The following is a 16,683-nucleotide window of genomic DNA, read 5'->3' on the forward strand; positions in this document are numbered from 1 at the left end:
CGCCTCAGCCCGCCGGGGGCGTGGTGGGGGCCGCGCCCGCGAGGACCTCCTCGAGCGGGACGCAGCCCTCCGGCCCGACGAGGGGCTGGTCCGCGACGAGCGTGATGGCGGCCGGGTCCACCAGCGCGCCGAAGGCGCCGCCGAGGGCGAGGTCGACCGTGGCGTCGGCCCGGGCGTCCAGGACCACGACGGCGTCCTGCACCTGGGCGGCGAGCGTGTACGCGGCGGCGACGCCCGAGGCGCCGGCGGTCACGCGCGCGGTGCCGGCGTAGGAGTCGCTGTTGCCGGTGGAGGCGACGGCGAAGCCCCGGCCCGCCAGCTCCGCGGCGGTGGCGGCGGCCAGGCCGGCGCGGCCGGTGCCGTTGTAGACGTTCACCTGGATCTGCCCGTAGGGCACCGGGAGCGCGCCCTGCGGCGGGCACGCCACCGCGGCGGCGGCCTCCGTCGGGGCGGCCGACGGCGTGCTGAAGGGGCGGTCGAGGAACGACATGGACAGCGCGCCCGTGTACACCGCGGCCGAGCCGAGGCCGGCGACGGCCAGCACCGCGAGCAGCACGCCGAAGACGACGGCCTGGCGCTCGTGCCGGTGCCGGCGGCGCAGCTGGCGGGCGCGGTCGGGGGCCGGGGCGGGGGCGCTCACGGCAGCACCAGGACCCGGGCGTGGAGCACGGGGCGCTGCTGGAGGGCGGCGCGCACGGCGCGGTGCAGGCCGTCCTCGAGGTAGAGCGTGCCCCGGTACTGCACGACGTGGGCGAACAGGTCGCCGTAGAACGTGGAGTCCTCCGACAGCAGGGCGTCGAGGTCGAGGGTGCGCTTGGTGGTGACGAGCTCGTCGAGCCGCACCTGCCGGGGGGCGACCGCGGCCCACTGCTTGGCCGTCTCCAGGCCGTGGTCCGGGTACGGGCGCCCGTCGCCCACCGCCTTGAAGATCACGCGCCGAGTGTAGGGAACGCCTCGTGCCCGGCGGGCCGACCTGGCACCGTCTGCACGAGACGTGCACGTGCGGCCACCCGTCCGTGCTCCCGGCGGCGGCCGCGCGGTGCTGCCGGCGGTGCTGCCGGCGGTGCTGCGGGTGGGACGGCGGTCGGGCGACGAGGGGAGGGGTCGTGGTGGACGACGGAGGAGGTCCGGTGACGGGGTCGGTGACGGACGTCGCCGGCGTGCGCGTCGGGCAGGTGCAGCGCACGGACGACGGGTGGCTCACGGGGGTGACGGTCGTGCTGCCGCCGCCCGGGACGGTCGGGGGCGTGGACGTGCGGGGCGGCGGGCCCGGCACGCACGAGACGGACGCCCTGGACCCGCGCACCCTCGTGGCGACCGTCGACGCGGTCGTCCTCACCGGCGGCAGCGCCTTCGGCCTCGTCACCGCCCACGGCGTGCAGCGCTGGTGCGCCGCGCACGGCCGCGGCTTCCGCGTGGGCGCCGGCGAGCACGAGGTCGTGCCGATCGTGCCGGCGGCGGCCGTCTTCGACCTCGGCCGCGGCGGGCGCTTCGACGCGCACCCCGACGAGGCGATGGGCCACGCCGCCGCCGTCGCGGCCGCCGCGCAGCCCGAGCACGGGCCCGTGGCGCGCGGCACGGTCGGCGCCGGGACGGGGGCGGCGGTCGACGGCCAGCGGGCCAAGGGCGGCGTCGGCACCGCGTCCGTGCGCGTGCGGCTGCCCGCCGCCGAGGGGGCGGGTCCCGACGAGGGCGCCGGCACCGAGGTCGTCGTCGGGGCGATCGCCGTGGTGAACGCCGCGGGGGCGCCCCTGCCGCTGCTCCTGCCCGGCGCCGACGGCCCGGCGGGCACGGGCGCGGAGCCGCCCGAGGGGTCCGGCGCCCGCGACGCGCCCCGTGCCCTCGCGGCGCCGGGCGCCGGCGGCGGGGCCGCGACCGACCCCGGGAGGGCGCCCCTGAGCACGACGATCGCGTGCGTCGTCACCGACGCGCTCCTCGACCCCGCCGAGACCTCACGGACGGCGACGGCCGCGCACGGCGGGCTCGCCCGGGCCCTCGACCCCGTGCACACGCTCGTCGACGGGGACACCGTGTTCGCCCTCGCGACCGGTGCCGTGCCGCTCCCGGCGGACCGCCCGGGACGGGTGGGCGCCCTCGTCGCGCTCCAGGCGGCCGCAGCCCACGCCCTCGAGGCCGCCGTGCGCGACGGCGTGCGCAGCGCGACCGCCGTCCGGACGGCCGCCGTCGACCTGCCCGTGTGGGCGCCGCCCGCCGGGCACCGCGTCTGACCCGGACCCCCGGCCGCGGGTCGGCGCCCCCGCGGGCGTGACCGCCGGGCCGCCGGGAGCGGCCGCAGGGTGGGAAACGGGTTGGCAGGGCCGGGCCCGAGGGGCATGATCGCCCCGTGCGCACCGGGACGACCACCGCCTTCGGTGGTCGTCGTGCGCCCTGGACGTCCGTCGCGCCGGCCCCCGTGGCCTCCGGGACGCGCTGTCATCGGTATCGCTGAAGCACCGCGAACCACCGGACAGCCCCGCCGCCTCCCGCGGCCCCCTCCCGTCCCCCGGAGCCCTCCGTGACCGTCCCCGCCCCTCGTCGTCCCGCGCCGCGCGACCCGCTCCGCCGCGTCCCCGCGCGGCGGGTCCCCGCCGCGCCCCCGGCGGCCGGCCGCGCGGTGACGGTGGTGCTCGACGTGCCCGCCGGCGCGGGCTACCCGGCCGACCACGAGCTCGTCGAGCTCGCGGAGGTGCTGCGGGACATGGCCCAGGAGCTGGCGCCCTGGGTGCGCAGCACGCGGGTCACCCTGGAGCAGACGCCGGGCGGGTAGCGACGAACCCGCGCGGACGCCTCGCGCGAGGTGACCCCTCCGTGTCCGGTGCGCCTCCGACGAGGAGTTCTCCCCGCCGCACGACGAGAGGCCGGCCCCCGGGGGACCGGCCTCTCGTCGTGGTGGTCGTGGGCGCTCAGTGGCGGCCGCTGACCTCCGGCGTGCGCGCGTCCGGCCCGGCGACCGGTGCCGCGGCGGGGTCACCGCCCGCGGAGGTGCGGGCGACGGCCTCGGTCGCGTCCACCGGGTCCGCCGTGCCGTCCGCCTCCGCGGGGAGGGTGACCGGCGCGCCGTGCTCGCCGCCGTGCGCACCGGCACCCGGCACGCCGCGGACGAGGAGGGCGACCGGCACCGCGAGCAGCGAGATCGCGGCCCCCACGAGGAGGGCGCTGTGGACGCCGCCCGCGAGGGAGGTCACCTCGTCCCCGCCGGCCGCCGCGAGCCCGGCCGACCGCGCCCCGAGCACCGTGACGAACAGGGCCGTCCCGGCCGCGCCCGCGACCTGCTGGGCGGTCGAGATGACGGCGCTGCCCGAGGAGTACCGGTGCGCCGGCAGGTCGCCGAGCGAGGACGTGAACAGCGGGGTGAAGACCAGCGCGAGCCCGGCCGAGAGCACCACGTGCGCCGCGACGAGGTGCCACAGCGGCGCGCCCGTCCCCAGCAGCGTCATGCCCCACAGCCCGGCGCTCACGAGCAGCGTGCCGGGCACGAGCAGGGCGCGGGCGCCCACGCGGTCGTAGGCGCGCCCGACGAACGGCGCCAGCAGGCCCATGAGCAGGCCGCCCGGCAGCAGCGCCAGACCCGTGGTCAGGGTGTCGCGACCCAGCACGTCCTGGGCGTAGATCGGCAGCAGGATGATGACCCCGAAGAGGCACATCATCATGACGGCGAGCAGCACGGTCCCGACCGTGAAGGTGCGGGCCTCGAAGACGCGCAGGTCGAGCAGCGCGTCGTCCGTGCGCTGCAGCCGCCGCTGGCGCAGCACGAAGGCCACGAGCGCGACGGTGCCGACCACGAGGGACGCCCACCCGGCCGCGCCGCCGCCGCCCTCGCCCAGGCTCGACAGCCAGTGCACGAGCGGCCCGAAGGCCAGCGCCGACAGCACGATGGACGGCACGTCGACGCGCGCGTGCTCCGGCTCCGTGACGCTCGGCATGCGCGCGGCGCCGAGGGCGAGCGCGGCCGCCGCGATCGGCAGGACGAGCCCGAACATCCAGCGCCAGTCGAGCACGGAGAGGATGAGGCCGGAGATCGTCGGGCCGAGCGCCGGGGCGACGGAGATGACGACGGAGATGTTGCCCATCGTCCGGCCGCGGGCCGCCGGCGGCGTCACGGTCATGACGGTCGTCATGAGCAGCGGCAGCATGATCGCGGTGCCGCCGGCCTGGACGATGCGGCCGAGCAGCAGCACGACGAAGCCCGGCGCGAGCGCGCAGATCGCGGTCCCGGCGGTGAACAGCGACATCGCGACGAGGAAGACCGTGCGCGTCGGGAGCCGGCGGATGACGAAGCCCGTCACCGGGATGACGACGGCCATCGTCAGCAGGAACGCCGTGGTCAGCCACTGGGCCGTGCCGGCGGTGATGTCGAGGTCGCGCATGAGCTGCGGCAGCGCCACGCCCATGATCGTCTCGTTGAGGATGACGACGAAGGTCGAGACGAGCAGCAGCGCGACGGCGAGCCGGTCGCGTGCCGAGAGGGTCGTCGGGGGCGGTCCGCTGCGCGCCACGGGCGCGGGGGCGTGCTCGGTCATGGGTTCTCCTCGGGGTCTGTCGCCCAGTCTCGTCGCCCGTACCGACACGCGTCGAACGGTTTCCTCATCGGTGCTGCGCCTGGTGCGTGGGCGCAACACCCGGCGCGCCCCGTCCCTTCCCCGCCCCGCCGCGTCGTGCGTCACGCCGACGCGTGCCGCCACCGACGTGGACGCCGACGGGCGGCGTCCCCCGCAGGGTCCGCCGCCCGTCGTCGACCCTGCTGCTCAGACGAGCGGGAGCTCCACCGTGGCGAACGAGGCCGGCGGCAGCTCGACGACGAGCACGCCGTCCACCACGGACACGCCCTCGAGGGCGACCGGGGCGACCGCGTCGGGCGCCTCGGCCGTGTTGTGGGCGGCGAGGTCCCCCGTGAGCACCCGGCCGGTCGGCGTGCCGACCGCGGCGCCCCGCAGGGCGATCTCGACCCGCGTCGGCGCGGACGGGTCCAGGTGCGTGAGCGAGACGAGGACGCGGCCGTCCTTCACGGAGGCGGAGGCCGAGACGGTCTCGATCGTCGTCCCGCCGACGTCGCGCCGGGAGCGCTCGCCCACGGCGCGCACGTCGAGCGCCGTGGCGTCCTGGTGGCCCTTGTTCATCTCGAACACGTGGTAGGTCGGCGTCCGGACGAGGTGCTCGCCGTCCGTGAGCAGCATCGCCTGGAGCACGTTGACGGTCTGGGCGATGTTGGCCATGCGCAGGCGGTCGGCGAACTCGTGGAAGACGTCGAAGTGCACGCCCGCGACGAGGGCGTCCCGCAGCGTGTTCTGCTGGAACAGGAAGCCGGGGTTCGTGCCGGGCTCCACGTCCCACCAGGTGCCCCACTCGTCGAGCACGAGGCCGACCTTCTTCGTGGGGTCCCAGGCGTCCATGACGGCCGCGTGGCCGGCCAGCACCTCTCGCACCTTGAGCGCCTGGCGCATCGTCGTCCAGTACTCGTCGGTCGTGAAGTCGGTCGCGGAGCCCTTCTCCGACCAGGTGCCCGTGACCGTGTAGTAGTGGAACGACACCGCCTGGAACAGGTCGGACGGCGCGGGGTCCCCGAGCTTCGTGCTCACCTGCTTCATGAGCGTCTCGGTCCAGTCGAAGTCGTCGTCCCGCGCGCCCGCGACGATCCGGTAGAGCTCGTTGCCGCCGTGGTTGCGGGCGTACGTGGAGAACTGGCGGGCCAGGGACGCGAACTGCGGGGCGAGCAGGTTGCCGCCGCAGCCCCAGGGCTCGTTCCCGATGCCCCAGAACTTCACGCGCCACGGCTCGTCGCGGCCGTGCTCCCGGCGCCGGCGCGCCATGGGGGAGTCGTCGCCGCGGGTGAGGTACTCGACCCACTCGCTCATCTCCTGGACGCTGCCGGAGCCGACGTTGCTGGAGACGTAGGGCTCGGCGCCCAGGAGCTCGCACAGCGCCATGAACTCGTGGGTGCCGAAGTGGTTGTTCTCCACGACGTCGCCCCAGTGGGTGTTGACGACGCGGGGGCGCTCCTCGCGCGGCCCGATGCCGTCCTCCCAGTGGTACTCGTCGGCGAAGCAGCCGCCCGGCCAGCGCAGGTTCGGGATGTCGAGCGCGCGCAGCGCCTCCACGACGTCCGTCCGGATGCCGCCCTCGTGCGGGACGTCCGCGTCCTCGCCCACCCAGAAGCCGCCGTAGATGCAGCGGCCGAGGTGCTCGGCGAAGTGGCCGTACACGTGGCGGGAGATCGTCGGGCCCGCCACGTCGAGGTCGACCACGGCCCGCAGCGCGACCGGTGCGGCGCCCGGGTCGGCAGGGGTGGCGGTGCGGTCGGCGGGCGCGGTGGCGGTCGTGGTCATCGGCGAGGGCTCCAGGTACGTCGAGGAAGGCGACCGGCGGCTCCGACGGTCGTGTGTAGCGTTACAGAGCGGGGCGCCGGGGCGCAACCGCGGCGGTGCGCCCGCTCGCTCCGCCACCGGGCGGCAGCGCGGGCGAGCCGGCAGGTCTCAGCCGGCCGCGGCGGACAGGAACGCCTCGAGGAGCGGGCCGGCCGTCGTCGACCCGAACTCGCCGACCTCCACGAACACCGCCACGGCCAGGTCGCCCTGCAGCGCCACGAGCCAGGCGTGGTTCTGCAGCTCCGGGCCCGTCCCGAACTGGGCGGTGCCGGTCTTGGCGGCCACGTCCCCGCCGGGCACGTCGGCGAGCGCCGAGCCGCCGCCCTCGGTGACGACCGCGCGCATGAGCTCGCGGAGGGTGCCGGCCTCGGCCGCCGTCAGCGGGGCCGCCGGCGTGGCCGGTGCGCTCGGCGCGGCCGGTGCCCCCGTGGCCGTCGGGGCGGACGTCGCCGCGTCCGCCGCGTCCGCCCCGCCCCCGTCGCCGTCGGTCGCGTCCGGCCCGTCGGGTGCCGCGGCGGGCGGGTCGAGCACCAGCCGAGGCGTGACGCGCTCACCCCGTCCGACGGAGGCGGCGACCGTAGCCATGCCCAGCGGCGAGGCCAGCACGCGTCCCTGGCCGATCATCGACGCGGCGTGGTCCGTCCCCGTCGCCTCGGACGGCACGTCGCCGAGGAATGCGCTGAAGCCGAGGTCGCCCTGGCCCGTGAGGCCGAGGGCGGCGGCCGCCCCGGCCAGCGCGGCCTGCGGCACGGCGTCCCGCGCGCCGATGAAGGCGGTGTTGCACGAGTGCGCGAAGGCGGTGCGCAGCGGCACGTCGCCCAGGGCCGCGGCCGGGTACCCCGGGAAGTTCTCGAAGGTCCGGCCCTCGACGGTCGTCGTCGGCGGGCAGGCGACCGTGGTCGTCGGCGTGGCGCCGCTGCGGAGCCAGCCGAGCGCGGTCGCGATCTTGAAGGTCGAGCCGGGGGCGTACTGCCCCAGCATCGCGGTGCTCACGCCGGCGCTGCCCGGACCCGACGCGGCGGCCAGCACCTCGCCGGTGGAGGCGCGCAGGGCGACGATCGCGCTGGCCGGCTCGACGCCCGCGAGGACGCCCTCCGCGTCCGTCTGGAGGTCCGCGCTCAGGGTGGTGCGCAGGTCGGCCCCGGGGACGGCGGGCACCGTGAAGAGCTCGCGGACGGCGGCGCCGTCGGCGGAGAGGGCGCGGACGGCCAGCCCCGGCGTGCCGCGCAGGGCGGCGTCGTACCGCTCCTGCAGGCCGGACAGGCCCGCGAGGTCGCCGGCGACGACGGCGCCGCCCGACGCCTCGACCACCTCGGCGGTCGCCTCGCCGACCGTGCCGAGCACCGCGCGCGCGAAGCCCCGGGTCGGCGCGAGCGGGAGGGTGTCGGCGACGGCCCGGACGGTCGTCGCGGCGGTGAGGGCACCGACGTCGTAGGCCGGGTCGCCCTCGCGCACGACGATGGCCTGCACGAACGCGCGCTCGCCGGAGGCCGCTACCTGGGCGGCGTAGGCGTCGGGATCCAGGCCCAGCGCGGCGGCCAGCGCGCGGGCGTCGGCGTCCTGCGTGGCCGGGTCGCCGAGCGTGCGGTCGATGCCGATCCGCTGGACGGGACGGTCCTCGACGAGCACGACGCCCCCGTCGCCCAGCACGTCCCCGCGCTCGGCGGGCTCGCGCACGGTGGCGAGCTCCTCGCCCGCGACGAGGTCCGGGGCCAGCAGCGCGGGGCTCCACCGGACCTGCCAGGCGTCGGGGTCCTCCGCGTCGCCGCCGCGGACGAGGGCCGCGCGGACGGTGTACGTCCAGGGCTCGGCGGCGTCGAGGTCCCAGCGCACGTCGAGCGCGGCCGTGGCGCGGTCCTCGTCCTCCGGGTCCGGCGTGACCGAGGCGACGGTGACCTCGGGTGCGCGGTCGCCGAGGCCGGCGTACGCGGCGGCGCGGGCGTCGGCCGCGGCCTGCGGCGTCGCCCCCTCGGCGAGGGCGACCGCGTCGAAGGTGCCCGAGGTCAGCGCGGCGGCGAGGTCGGCCGCCTCGTCCTCCGGGGCGGGCCGGTCGGGCGTGCAGGCGGTGAGGCCGCCGACCACGAGGACCAGCGCGAGCGCGCCCGGCGCCCACCTCCTGACGGGCGTGCCTGTCCGACCCACGTCGCCTCCCCCTGCCACGCGGCGTCCGTCACCGCGTCCGTCACGCGTCTGTCGTCGCGTCCGTCCTCCGGCCGCTGCCGGTGGGACGACCCTGCCACGACCCGCCGACATCCGGCTCCCGCGCCGCGCGGCCGGGTCGTCGCGTCGGACCGACCGTGCGGCTCGCGGCTCGCGGCTCGCGGCTGGAGGTGGTGGCGGAGCGGCGAGCGGGGGGGGGCGGAGGTCAGGCCGCGTGCTGCAGGATCGCCTCGGCGTCGGCGACGACGGCACCCGCGAGCTCGTCGAGCAGCTTCTCGCACGTCGTCCACCAGCGGAGCTCCGCGCGGCGGTCGCCCGCGGCGTGCGCGGACAGCCCCTGCACGAAGGCGCGGCGCAGCGGGCTCGTCGGGTCGTCGAGGATGAGCGGCGCCGTGAGCACGAACCGCTTGGCCCACACGTGGCCGAAGCGACGCTCGATGTCCGCGTAGGTCGGCACGAAGTCCGGGTGCTGGTTCACGTCCATGGCAGAGGTATCGGCGTGCCGCGCGTCACCTTGAGGCCACGGCGTCCATCCGCCGGACGGGTGATCGTGCCGGGGCTCGCCCCGCGCGGTGGGACCTGCCCGGTGGGCCCGCCCGGAAGCCCCGCCGCCACACCGGACCGTGACCGGTGGCCCCTACGGCCGCCGGTCAGCCCGCCGGGCCCGACGCCTCCCCGGTGCGCGCCCGCACGAGCTCGACGAGCGCCCGGGCCGCCGCGCCGGGGCGGCGGCCGGAGGCCGTGGCGAGCTGGAGCGGCCAGGTCACGTCGGCGCCCCGCACGGGCACCTGCACGAGCGCCGCGTCCTCGCCGAGCACCACGCGCGGCAGCAGCCCGACGCCGAGGCCGTGGCGGATGTAGTCCGTGCCCGCGCGGACGTCGGTGATCTCGATCGTCACGCGCCGCCGCACGCCGGCGGCCCCGAAGGCCCGGTCGGTCACCGCCCGGTTGCCGTAGCCCTCGGGGAAGTCGACGAAGTCGAGGTCGGCCAGGTCCGGCACGGTGACGCCCGCCCGGGCCGCGAGGGGGTGGTCGCGGGGCACGACGAGGTCCATGGGGGAGGTCGCCAGGGGCACGAGGTCGACGCCGGCCGGCGCCGGGCCGGGCACGGAGACGAACGCGACGTCCAGCCGGTGCTCGCGCAGCGCGGCGACGAGCCCGGCCGACCCCGACGGGTCGGCGACGAGCCGCACGAGCACGCCGGGGTGCCGTCGGTGCATCGCCCCGAGGAGGGCGGGCAGGTCCACCGTGCCGGCGGTCGTCAGCGTCCCCAGGCGGACCGTGCCCCGCAGGCCGCCCCGGACGGCACCGACGGCGTCGCGGGCCTCCCGGGCGGCGTCCAGCGTCGCGCGGGCGTGGGGCAGGAGCGCTGCCCCGGCGTCCGTCGGTGCGACCGGCTGGCGCTCGCGGTCCAGGAGCGTGGCGCCCAGCTCGCGCTCGAGGGCGCGCACGCCGGCGGACACCGCGGACTGCACCACGTGCAGGCGGGTGGCGGCGCGCGTGAAGCCGCCCTCGTCGACGACGGCGAGGAAGTAGGTGAGGTGACGCAGCTCCACGCCCGCACCATCGCACATCGCGATGGCGGCGAGCGCGAACGGTCGTTGGACGTGATGGCTCCGACGGGACGACGGTGGTCCCGACCGGGGACGCCCCGGCCGTCGCACCGCGATCGGAGCCCGCCATGTCGCTGCACCTCGGCACCCGTCCCGCCACCCCGCCGACCGCTCCGACCCCGGCGACGACGGTGGCCGTCCCGGTGGCCCCGCGGGTGACCGCGCGGGTGGCCCCGCGGGTGACCGCGCCCGTGACCGCGCCCGTGACCGCGCCCGTGACCGCCGCGCCGGCCACCGCACCGGTCCTGGTGCAGGCCGCCCCCGCGGGCTCGTCGACCTCCGCCGCCGACGCCGTCCGGCGAGGGGCGCGCCCCGTCCCGGCCGGTGCCGCGTTCTGGCTGGTGGCCCTGGCGTTCACGGTGGCCATGGCCTTCTCGACGGTGCCGACGCCGCTCTACCCCGTGTACCAGGCGAAGATCGGACTCACGACGACGACCGTGACGCTCGTCTTCGCGGTGTACGCGGTGGGGGTCGTGCTGAGCCTGCTGCTGGCGGGCCACCTGTCCGACGTGCTGGGCCGCCGCACGGTGCTGCTCCCGGCGCTCGGCCTCGAGCTCGTCGCCGCCCTGCTGTTCCTGCTGCCCGCGACGTTGCCGCTGCTCCTGGTCGCGCGGCTGCTCACGGGGCTGGGCGTCGGCCTCCTCACCGCGACCGCCACGGCGCACCTGGCGGAGCTGCACCGGGCCCACCGCCCCGACGCCTCCCCTCGGCGCGCGCAGGTCGTCGCCACCGCCGCGAACCTGGGCGGCCTCGGCCTCGGGCCCCTCGTCGCGGGCGTGCTCGCTCAGGCCGCGCCCCTGCCGCTCGTCGTCCCCTACGCCGTCCTCGCGGTCCTGCTCGTGGTCGCGGTCGCCGGGGTGCTCCTGGCGCCGGAGACGGTGGCGGTCCCCGCGGTCCGGCCGGCCTGGCGCCCCCAGCGGCTGCGCGTGCACGGCGACCGCCGGACCTCGGTCACCGCGGCCGCGACGACCGTGGCGGCCTTCGGCGTGTTCGGCCTGTTCACCTCCGTCGCACCGGGGTTCGTGGCGGGCACGCTGCACCACCCCTCCCGCGCCCTCGCCGGCGCGCTGGCCCTCCTCGTCTTCGGCGGCGCCGCCCTCGCGCAGGTGCTCACGGGCGGGGTCGACGCCGCCCGTCGGACGCGGTGGGGGATCGCCGCGGAGGCGAGCGGGCTCGTCGCGCTCGCGGCGGGGACCGTCGGGGAGGCGCTCGTGCCCTTCGTCGCCGGGGCGGCGCTCGCCGGGGTCGGCGCGGGCCTGCTGCTCGCCGCCGCCGTGGCGTCGGTGGGCGCCGCGGCACCCGCCGCGGTGCGGGGCGAGGCGCTCGCGGCCCTGTTCCTCGTCGCGTACGTCGGCCTGGCGGTCCCGGCCCTCGGCCTCGGCCTCGCGGCGACGCTGGTGCCCCTGCCGGCCGCGGTGCTGGGGCTCGTCGCCCTCCTGCTGCTCCTCCTGGCCGCCCTCGCGTTGACCTCCGCCCGTCGGTCCCGCCGCTGAGGCGGACCGGCGGGACGGGTGCTGCACCGGCCGTCCGGCCCGCCGGACCGCCGAGCCGGTCCGGCGGCGTGCCGCCCGTCCGCCGCAGCGTCCCTTCACACGGGCCGGCCCGGTGCCAGTCCCGACGCCCGCGGGGCGAGTGGACCGGCGACGACGTGCGCCGTCGCAGCGCCGGCGGGCCGTACCGTGACGGCCGTGGACGAGCGCGAGCCGGAGGTGCGCCGCAGGATCGCGGCGCAGGAGCTGTACACCGACAGCGGGGCGGGGCTGGAGGGCCTCGAGGAGAGCCGGGTCCGCGGCAAGGAGCTGGCGCGGGAGTTCAACGGGCTCGAGCCGCGCGACGTCGCCCGGCGGGACGCGGTCCTGCGCGAGCTCTTCGGCGCCGTCGGCACGGGGACCTGGGTGGAGCCTCCGCTCCACGTCGCGTACGGCGTGCACACCACGCTCGGCGAGGGCGTCTACGTGAACTTCGGGCTCACCCTCGTCGACGACGGGCCCGTGCACATCGGCGACCGGGTCATGCTCGCGCCGCACGTGACCATCACGAGCACCGGCCACCCCGTGCACCCGGCCCTGCGCCCGCACGGCGAGCAGTTCTCCGCGCCCGTGACGCTCGAGGCCGACGTGTGGGTCGGCGCGAACGTCACCATCCTGCCGGGCGTGACGATCGGCGAGGGGTCCGTGGTCGCGGCCGGCAGCGTCGTCACCGCGGACGTGCCGCCCATGTGCGTCGTCGGGGGCGTCCCGGCCCGCATCCTCCGCCGCATCACCGACGCCGACCTCGACTGGACCTACCGCCCGCCGCGGACGCTGGCGTGAGCACGGGCACCTCCGGCGACGGGGGCACGTCCGCGGGCGCAGGAGCGGGCGCAGGAGCGGGCGCAGGAGCGGGCGCAGGAGCGGGCGCAGGAGCGGGCGCAGGAGCGGGCACGGGCACGGGCGCGGCGAGGGACGGGCGTGCGTGCGTCGTCGGGGCCTACGCGCTGGCCCCGGCCGACGCGCAGCGGCGGGCGGCGCTCGTCGCGGGCGTGCTCGGCCTGCCCGGCGTGACGGGGCTGGAGCTGCCGCTGGGCTGGCTGGCCGGCACGGGGACGGCGTCGCTCGTGCGCGCGGCCCTGCCCGGCGGCGGCCGGCACGTCCTCACGCTCGTCGGCGCGTCGGCCGCCGCCGCCGCGGAGGACCCGGTCCTCGGCCTCGCGTCCCCGGACGCCGCCGGGCGCGGAGGCGCCCTCGACCTCGTCCGCGCGGCCCACGAGGAGGTCGCGCGGCTGGCGGAGGACGGCGTGCGGGTCGTCGCCGTGGAGCTGCAGTCGTGGCCGTCGGTGGCGCCGGAGGCCGCGGCGGCCGGCCGGGACCCGCTGGTCGCCTCGCTCGCGGAGGTGGCCGGCTGGGACTGGGGCGGCACGGCGCTCGTCGTCGAGCACTGCGACGCCCGGGTGCCGGGGCAGCCCCACCAGAAGGGGCTGCTGCCCCTGGAGGTCGAGGTCGCCGCCGTGGAGGCCGTCCGCGCGACGGCGCCGCGCACCCGGCTCGGCCTCGCCGTGAACTGGGGCCGCTCCGCCCTCGAGGCGCGCGGCGCCGACGGCCCCGTCGCGCACGCCCGCGCGCTCGCCGCCCGCGGCCTGCTCGACGGGCTGGTCCTGTCCGGCACCGCGGACGCCGACGGCGCGTTCGGCCCGGCCTGGTCCGACCTGCACCCGCCGCTGCGCCGCGACGAGCCGACGTCCGCGCTGGACGAGGCCGCGGTCGCGGCGACGCTGGCCGCCGGCACCCCGGCGCTGTTCACCGGCGTGAAGATCGCCGCCCGCCCGGCGGACCGCCCGGTGGCCGACCGCCTCGCCCACGTCCGCCACGCCCTGTCCGCCCTCACGACCCCCTGACCGCCCACCCGCCGGGCCGCTCGTGTCGCGCCCCGGCCCGGCCGCGGCCGCCGCGGACCCGACGACCCCGTCCTCCGGTGGCTCGCGGGCTCCGTCCGACCGTCCGAGGACGTGCTCACCCCGGGGTCGCGCCGCGGCCCGACCGGCCCCGGGGACCGTCAGAGGACGGCGTCGTCGGCCTCGTCGCTCGTCGCCGCCGGTGCGGCCTCCCGCCGCCGAGCATCACTCCTCGGCGGTGAGGGCGCCGCGGACGAGGCGGACCTCCTCCGCGTCGAGCTGGGCCTGGACCTGGCGGAGCACGATGTCGTCGATCCGCCGGTCGTCCCGCAGCGCGACGACCGCGGCCCGCTTGTGCCCCAGGACGGCCAGCCGCAGGGCGTCGAACTGCGCCTCGGAGCCGGCGGAGGTGGCGGGGCCGTCGTCGTCGACCTGCCCGAGCGCCTCCGCGTGCATCCGGTACTCGGCCTCGAGCGCGGCGACGAGGTGCGGGGCGGTGCCGAGCCGCTCCGCCTCGACGGGCAGGGCCTCCAGCGCCGCCCTCGTCGCGGCCCGCTCGGCGAGCCGGCGCTCGTCGTCGACGGAGCCGTCGGGGTCGAACCGGGCCCAGCGGACGACGCGCGGGAGGGTGAGGCCCTGCACGAGGAGCGTGGCGAGGATGACGCCCGAGGTGACGAAGACGACGAGGTCGCGGTCGGGGAACGGGGCGCCGTCGGCGGTCGTCGCCGGGACGCCGAGGGCGGCGGCGAGCGAGACGGCGCCGCGGAACCCGGCCCAGGCGAGCGGCGTCCGGTGGCGCCAGGAGACGCGGCGCGCCCGCTGCGTCGCCCGGCGGTCGAGGGCGCGGATCAGGTAGGGCGTCGTGTGGAACCAGCCGAACCGCGCGAGGAGCACCGCGAGGTACGCGGCGAGCGCCATGCCGACGCCCTGGAGCACGCCCCGCGAGGACAGCCCGTCCACCGCGCCGTACAGCTGCATGCCGACGAGGACGAAGAGGGCGCCGTTGAGGACGTGGGTGAGGACGGTCCAGAACTGCGTGGCCTGCACGCGGGCGGCCGCGGGGATGAGGCGCGGCCCGCTCTGGCTGAGCAGCAGGCCCGCGGCGACGACCGCCACGACGCCGGAGGCGTGCACGAGCTCGGCGACGAGGAAGGCGACGAACGGCGTCGCGACGCTGACGACGCTCTGCTGGACGGGCTCGTGCAGGCGCTCGCGCGCCGCGACGGCCAGCCGCCAGACGGCGACGCCCGCCAGTGCGCCACCGACGTAGCTGATCGCCAGGCGCCCCGCGACGTAGCCGCCGGTGACGGGCTCGCTGACGGCGTGGACGGCGATGGCGTAGAGCACGAGGGCCGTGCCGTCGTTGATGAGGCTCTCGGCGCGCAGGGTCGTGAGCATCCGCCGGGGCATGCCGCGGGCCACGCCGGCCACGGCGGTGGCGTCCGTGGGGGCGAGCACCGCCCCGAGCACCCAGGCCGGGCCCCAGTCCATCCCCAGCGCGTGCAGCACGGTCGCCACGAGCGCCGCGGTCGCGCCGACGAGCAGCACGCTCACGAGCGCGATGACCCGCTGGTTGGCGCGGATCTCGCGCAGCGACGTCGTCAAGCTCTCCCAGTACAGGAGCGCGGGCAGGATCAGCAGCAGCACGAGCTCGGGGGGCACCACCACGTGGTGGAACACGGGCAGCAGGCCGAGCAGGGTGCCGAGGACCAGCAGGACGAGCGGCGGTGCCACGCGCAGGCGGCGGCCGAGGACGGAGCCGGCGAGCACGGCGAGCAGGACGACGGCGACGATCTCGAGGGTGGGCACCGCACCTCCCGTCCCGGGCGACCCGGTGGCCGGCCCCTGGTGGACGCGAGGGTAGGGCGCCGGGGCCGTCCCGGGGAGCCCCTGCGGCCCGGCGCCGGACGACCGCCGCCCGTGGCCGTCCGGCTCGGGTCAGCGCGTGCTCTCCCGCAGCACGAGGTGCGCGCGCGTCGTCGTCGTCGGGCGCGCCGTGCCGGCGCCCTCGCCGCGGATGCGCCGCTCGAGCAGGTCGAGGGCGAGGGCGGCGATGGCGTCGTTGCCGGGCTCCACGGAGGACAGCCGCGGGACGAGGAAGTCCGTCTCGGGGCCGTTGTCGAAGCCGATGACCTGCACGTCCTGCGGCACGCGCAGCCCGAGGTCGGCGAGCGCCCGCAGCGCGCCGGTGGCGAGCGTGTCCGTCACCGCGAAGACGCCGTCCACGTCGAGGCCGTCCGCGTGCAGCGAGCGGACGGCCTCGTAGCCGTGCCGCCAGGTGTAGGAGGCGGTCTCGACGACGAGGCACGGGTCGACGGCGCGGCCGAGGTCGGCGTGCGCCTGGCGGTAGCCCCGGGTGCGCAGGGAGCCCATGTCGTCCGTGTCGTCGCGGCGGCCGCCGACGATGGCCACCCGTCGCGAGCCCGTGCGCAGCAGGTGGTCCGTCGCCTCCCGGCTGCCGCCGACGTTGTCCATCATCACGTGGTCGAAGCGGCGGGGGACGGGGCTCTCGCCGAGGAACACCACCGGGGTGCCGAAGCGCATCCGGTCGAGGTCGGCCGCGTCGAGGCGGACGAGGGTGACGACCGCGCCGTCGTAGCGGCGCAGGTGGGCGAAGGAGACGGCGTCGAGCTCCTGCTCGCGCGTCCCGCCCGTGCGCTCGAGGAGCAGGTGCCGGCCCCGCTCCTGGGCGCCGGCCGAGAGCCGGTTCGACAGGTGCGCGTAGTACGGGCTGTCGAGGTCCGGCAGGACGAGGCCGATCGCGCCGGTGCGGCCGGTCCGCAGGCTCCGGGCGGCGGCGTTGACCTCGTAGCCCAGCTCGTCGACCGCCTGCATCACGCGGCTGCGCGTGTCCGGCCCGACGCCGGGGCGGCCGTTGACCACGTTCGAGACCGTCATGGTGGACACGCCCGCCGCCCTCGCGACGTCGACCATCCGCACCATCGCGCGATCCTCCCATCCGGCCCCCGGGCGTCGTCGCCCGGTCCCGCCCCGCGCGTCGACCACCCGAAGGGGTGATCGCCGCTCCGGCCGGAGCATACGACGTCGTAAACCCACGCGTCAGGGAGGTACGACGAAGAAATTCCTCCGAGGCGCGGGCGACGGCCCGGCTCGTGGCGACGTCCACGCGCACGGGTGCGACGTCGCGGACCCTGCGCGACCCCGGAGAGGGCGTGCT

The 16,683-nt window shown here is 77.9% G+C and carries 14 protein-coding genes; 5 read left to right on the forward strand and 9 right to left on the reverse strand.

All coding sequences use genetic code 11. From position 1 onward, the window contains the following. Positions 1-4: 4 nt before the first annotated feature. Both EJA20_RS08205 and EJA20_RS08210 read right to left on the reverse strand, forming a co-directional pair. The gene (locus tag EJA20_RS08205) at positions 5-640 is read right to left on the reverse strand and encodes a LytR C-terminal domain-containing protein (protein WP_129337665.1); all 636 of its coding nucleotides are present in this window, start codon (positions 638-640) and stop codon (positions 5-7) included. Then, positions 637-933, reverse strand: coding sequence for a type II toxin-antitoxin system VapB family antitoxin (locus EJA20_RS08210; protein WP_129337666.1), 297 nt, complete (start codon positions 931-933; stop codon positions 637-639). The genes EJA20_RS08205 and EJA20_RS08210 overlap by 4 nt, the downstream gene beginning before the upstream one ends. 197 nt (positions 934-1,130) lie before the next feature. Here EJA20_RS08210 and EJA20_RS08215 point away from each other — a divergent pair, with 197 nt between their 5' ends. Both EJA20_RS08215 and EJA20_RS08220 read left to right on the forward strand, forming a co-directional pair. Continuing rightward, on the forward strand, positions 1,131-2,228 hold the full coding sequence (locus EJA20_RS08215; RefSeq protein ID WP_129337667.1) for a P1 family peptidase: 1,098 nt from the start codon (positions 1,131-1,133) through the stop codon (positions 2,226-2,228). A 287-nt stretch (positions 2,229-2,515) separates the two neighbouring features. Next, entirely contained in the window at positions 2,516-2,767 is a 252-nt protein-coding gene (locus EJA20_RS08220) for a hypothetical protein (RefSeq protein ID WP_129337668.1), read from the forward strand. A gap of 136 nt (positions 2,768-2,903) precedes the next feature. Here EJA20_RS08220 and EJA20_RS08225 read toward each other — a convergent pair whose 3' ends face one another. From EJA20_RS08225 to EJA20_RS08245, 5 genes are all read right to left on the reverse strand, one after another. Beyond that, on the reverse strand, positions 2,904-4,520 hold the full coding sequence (locus EJA20_RS08225) for an MDR family MFS transporter (RefSeq protein ID WP_129337669.1): 1,617 nt from the start codon (positions 4,518-4,520) through the stop codon (positions 2,904-2,906). Between the two features lie 225 nt (positions 4,521-4,745). Continuing rightward, a complete protein-coding gene (locus EJA20_RS08230; protein ID WP_129337670.1) occupies positions 4,746-6,323 on the reverse strand; it encodes an alpha-N-arabinofuranosidase in 1,578 nt (525 codons plus the stop codon). Between the two features lie 147 nt (positions 6,324-6,470). Continuing rightward, entirely contained in the window at positions 6,471-8,504 is a 2,034-nt protein-coding gene (locus tag EJA20_RS08235) for a penicillin-binding transpeptidase domain-containing protein (protein WP_240675216.1), read from the reverse strand. A gap of 223 nt (positions 8,505-8,727) precedes the next feature. Beyond that, on the reverse strand, positions 8,728-9,006 hold the full coding sequence (locus EJA20_RS08240; protein ID WP_129337672.1) for a hypothetical protein: 279 nt from the start codon (positions 9,004-9,006) through the stop codon (positions 8,728-8,730). 166 nt (positions 9,007-9,172) lie between these two features. Beyond that, on the reverse strand, positions 9,173-10,078 hold the full coding sequence (locus EJA20_RS08245) for a LysR family transcriptional regulator (RefSeq protein ID WP_129337673.1): 906 nt from the start codon (positions 10,076-10,078) through the stop codon (positions 9,173-9,175). Positions 10,079-10,203: 125 nt separating this feature from the next. Here EJA20_RS08245 and EJA20_RS08250 point away from each other — a divergent pair, with 125 nt between their 5' ends. The 3 genes from EJA20_RS08250 to EJA20_RS08260 all read left to right on the forward strand — a co-directional run bounded on the left by EJA20_RS08250 (position 10,204) and on the right by EJA20_RS08260 (position 13,508). Beyond that, positions 10,204-11,628: an MFS transporter gene (locus EJA20_RS08250; protein ID WP_129337674.1), complete on the forward strand. Its 1,425-nt coding sequence runs from the start codon at positions 10,204-10,206 to the stop codon at positions 11,626-11,628. Positions 11,629-11,823: 195 nt separating this feature from the next. Continuing rightward, positions 11,824-12,447, forward strand: a complete 624-nt coding sequence (locus EJA20_RS08255; protein WP_129337675.1) for a sugar O-acetyltransferase — start codon at positions 11,824-11,826, stop codon at positions 12,445-12,447. Next, entirely contained in the window at positions 12,444-13,508 is a 1,065-nt protein-coding gene (locus tag EJA20_RS08260; protein ID WP_164983890.1) for a DUF4862 family protein, read from the forward strand. The genes EJA20_RS08255 and EJA20_RS08260 overlap by 4 nt, the downstream gene beginning before the upstream one ends. 222 nt (positions 13,509-13,730) lie before the next feature. Here EJA20_RS08260 and EJA20_RS08265 read toward each other — a convergent pair whose 3' ends face one another. Continuing rightward, on the reverse strand, positions 13,731-15,314 hold the full coding sequence (locus EJA20_RS08265; RefSeq protein ID WP_129337677.1) for a Na+/H+ antiporter: 1,584 nt from the start codon (positions 15,312-15,314) through the stop codon (positions 13,731-13,733). 129 nt (positions 15,315-15,443) lie between these two features. Continuing rightward, positions 15,444-16,448 (reverse strand): LacI family DNA-binding transcriptional regulator, encoded by a 1,005-nt coding sequence (locus tag EJA20_RS08270; protein ID WP_164983891.1) that lies wholly within the window; start codon positions 16,446-16,448, stop codon positions 15,444-15,446. Between the last annotated feature and the right edge of the window lie 235 nt (positions 16,449-16,683).

The organism is Cellulomonas endophytica, assembly GCF_004123805.1.
GTDB lineage: Bacteria > Actinomycetota > Actinomycetes > Actinomycetales > Cellulomonadaceae > Cellulomonas > Cellulomonas endophytica.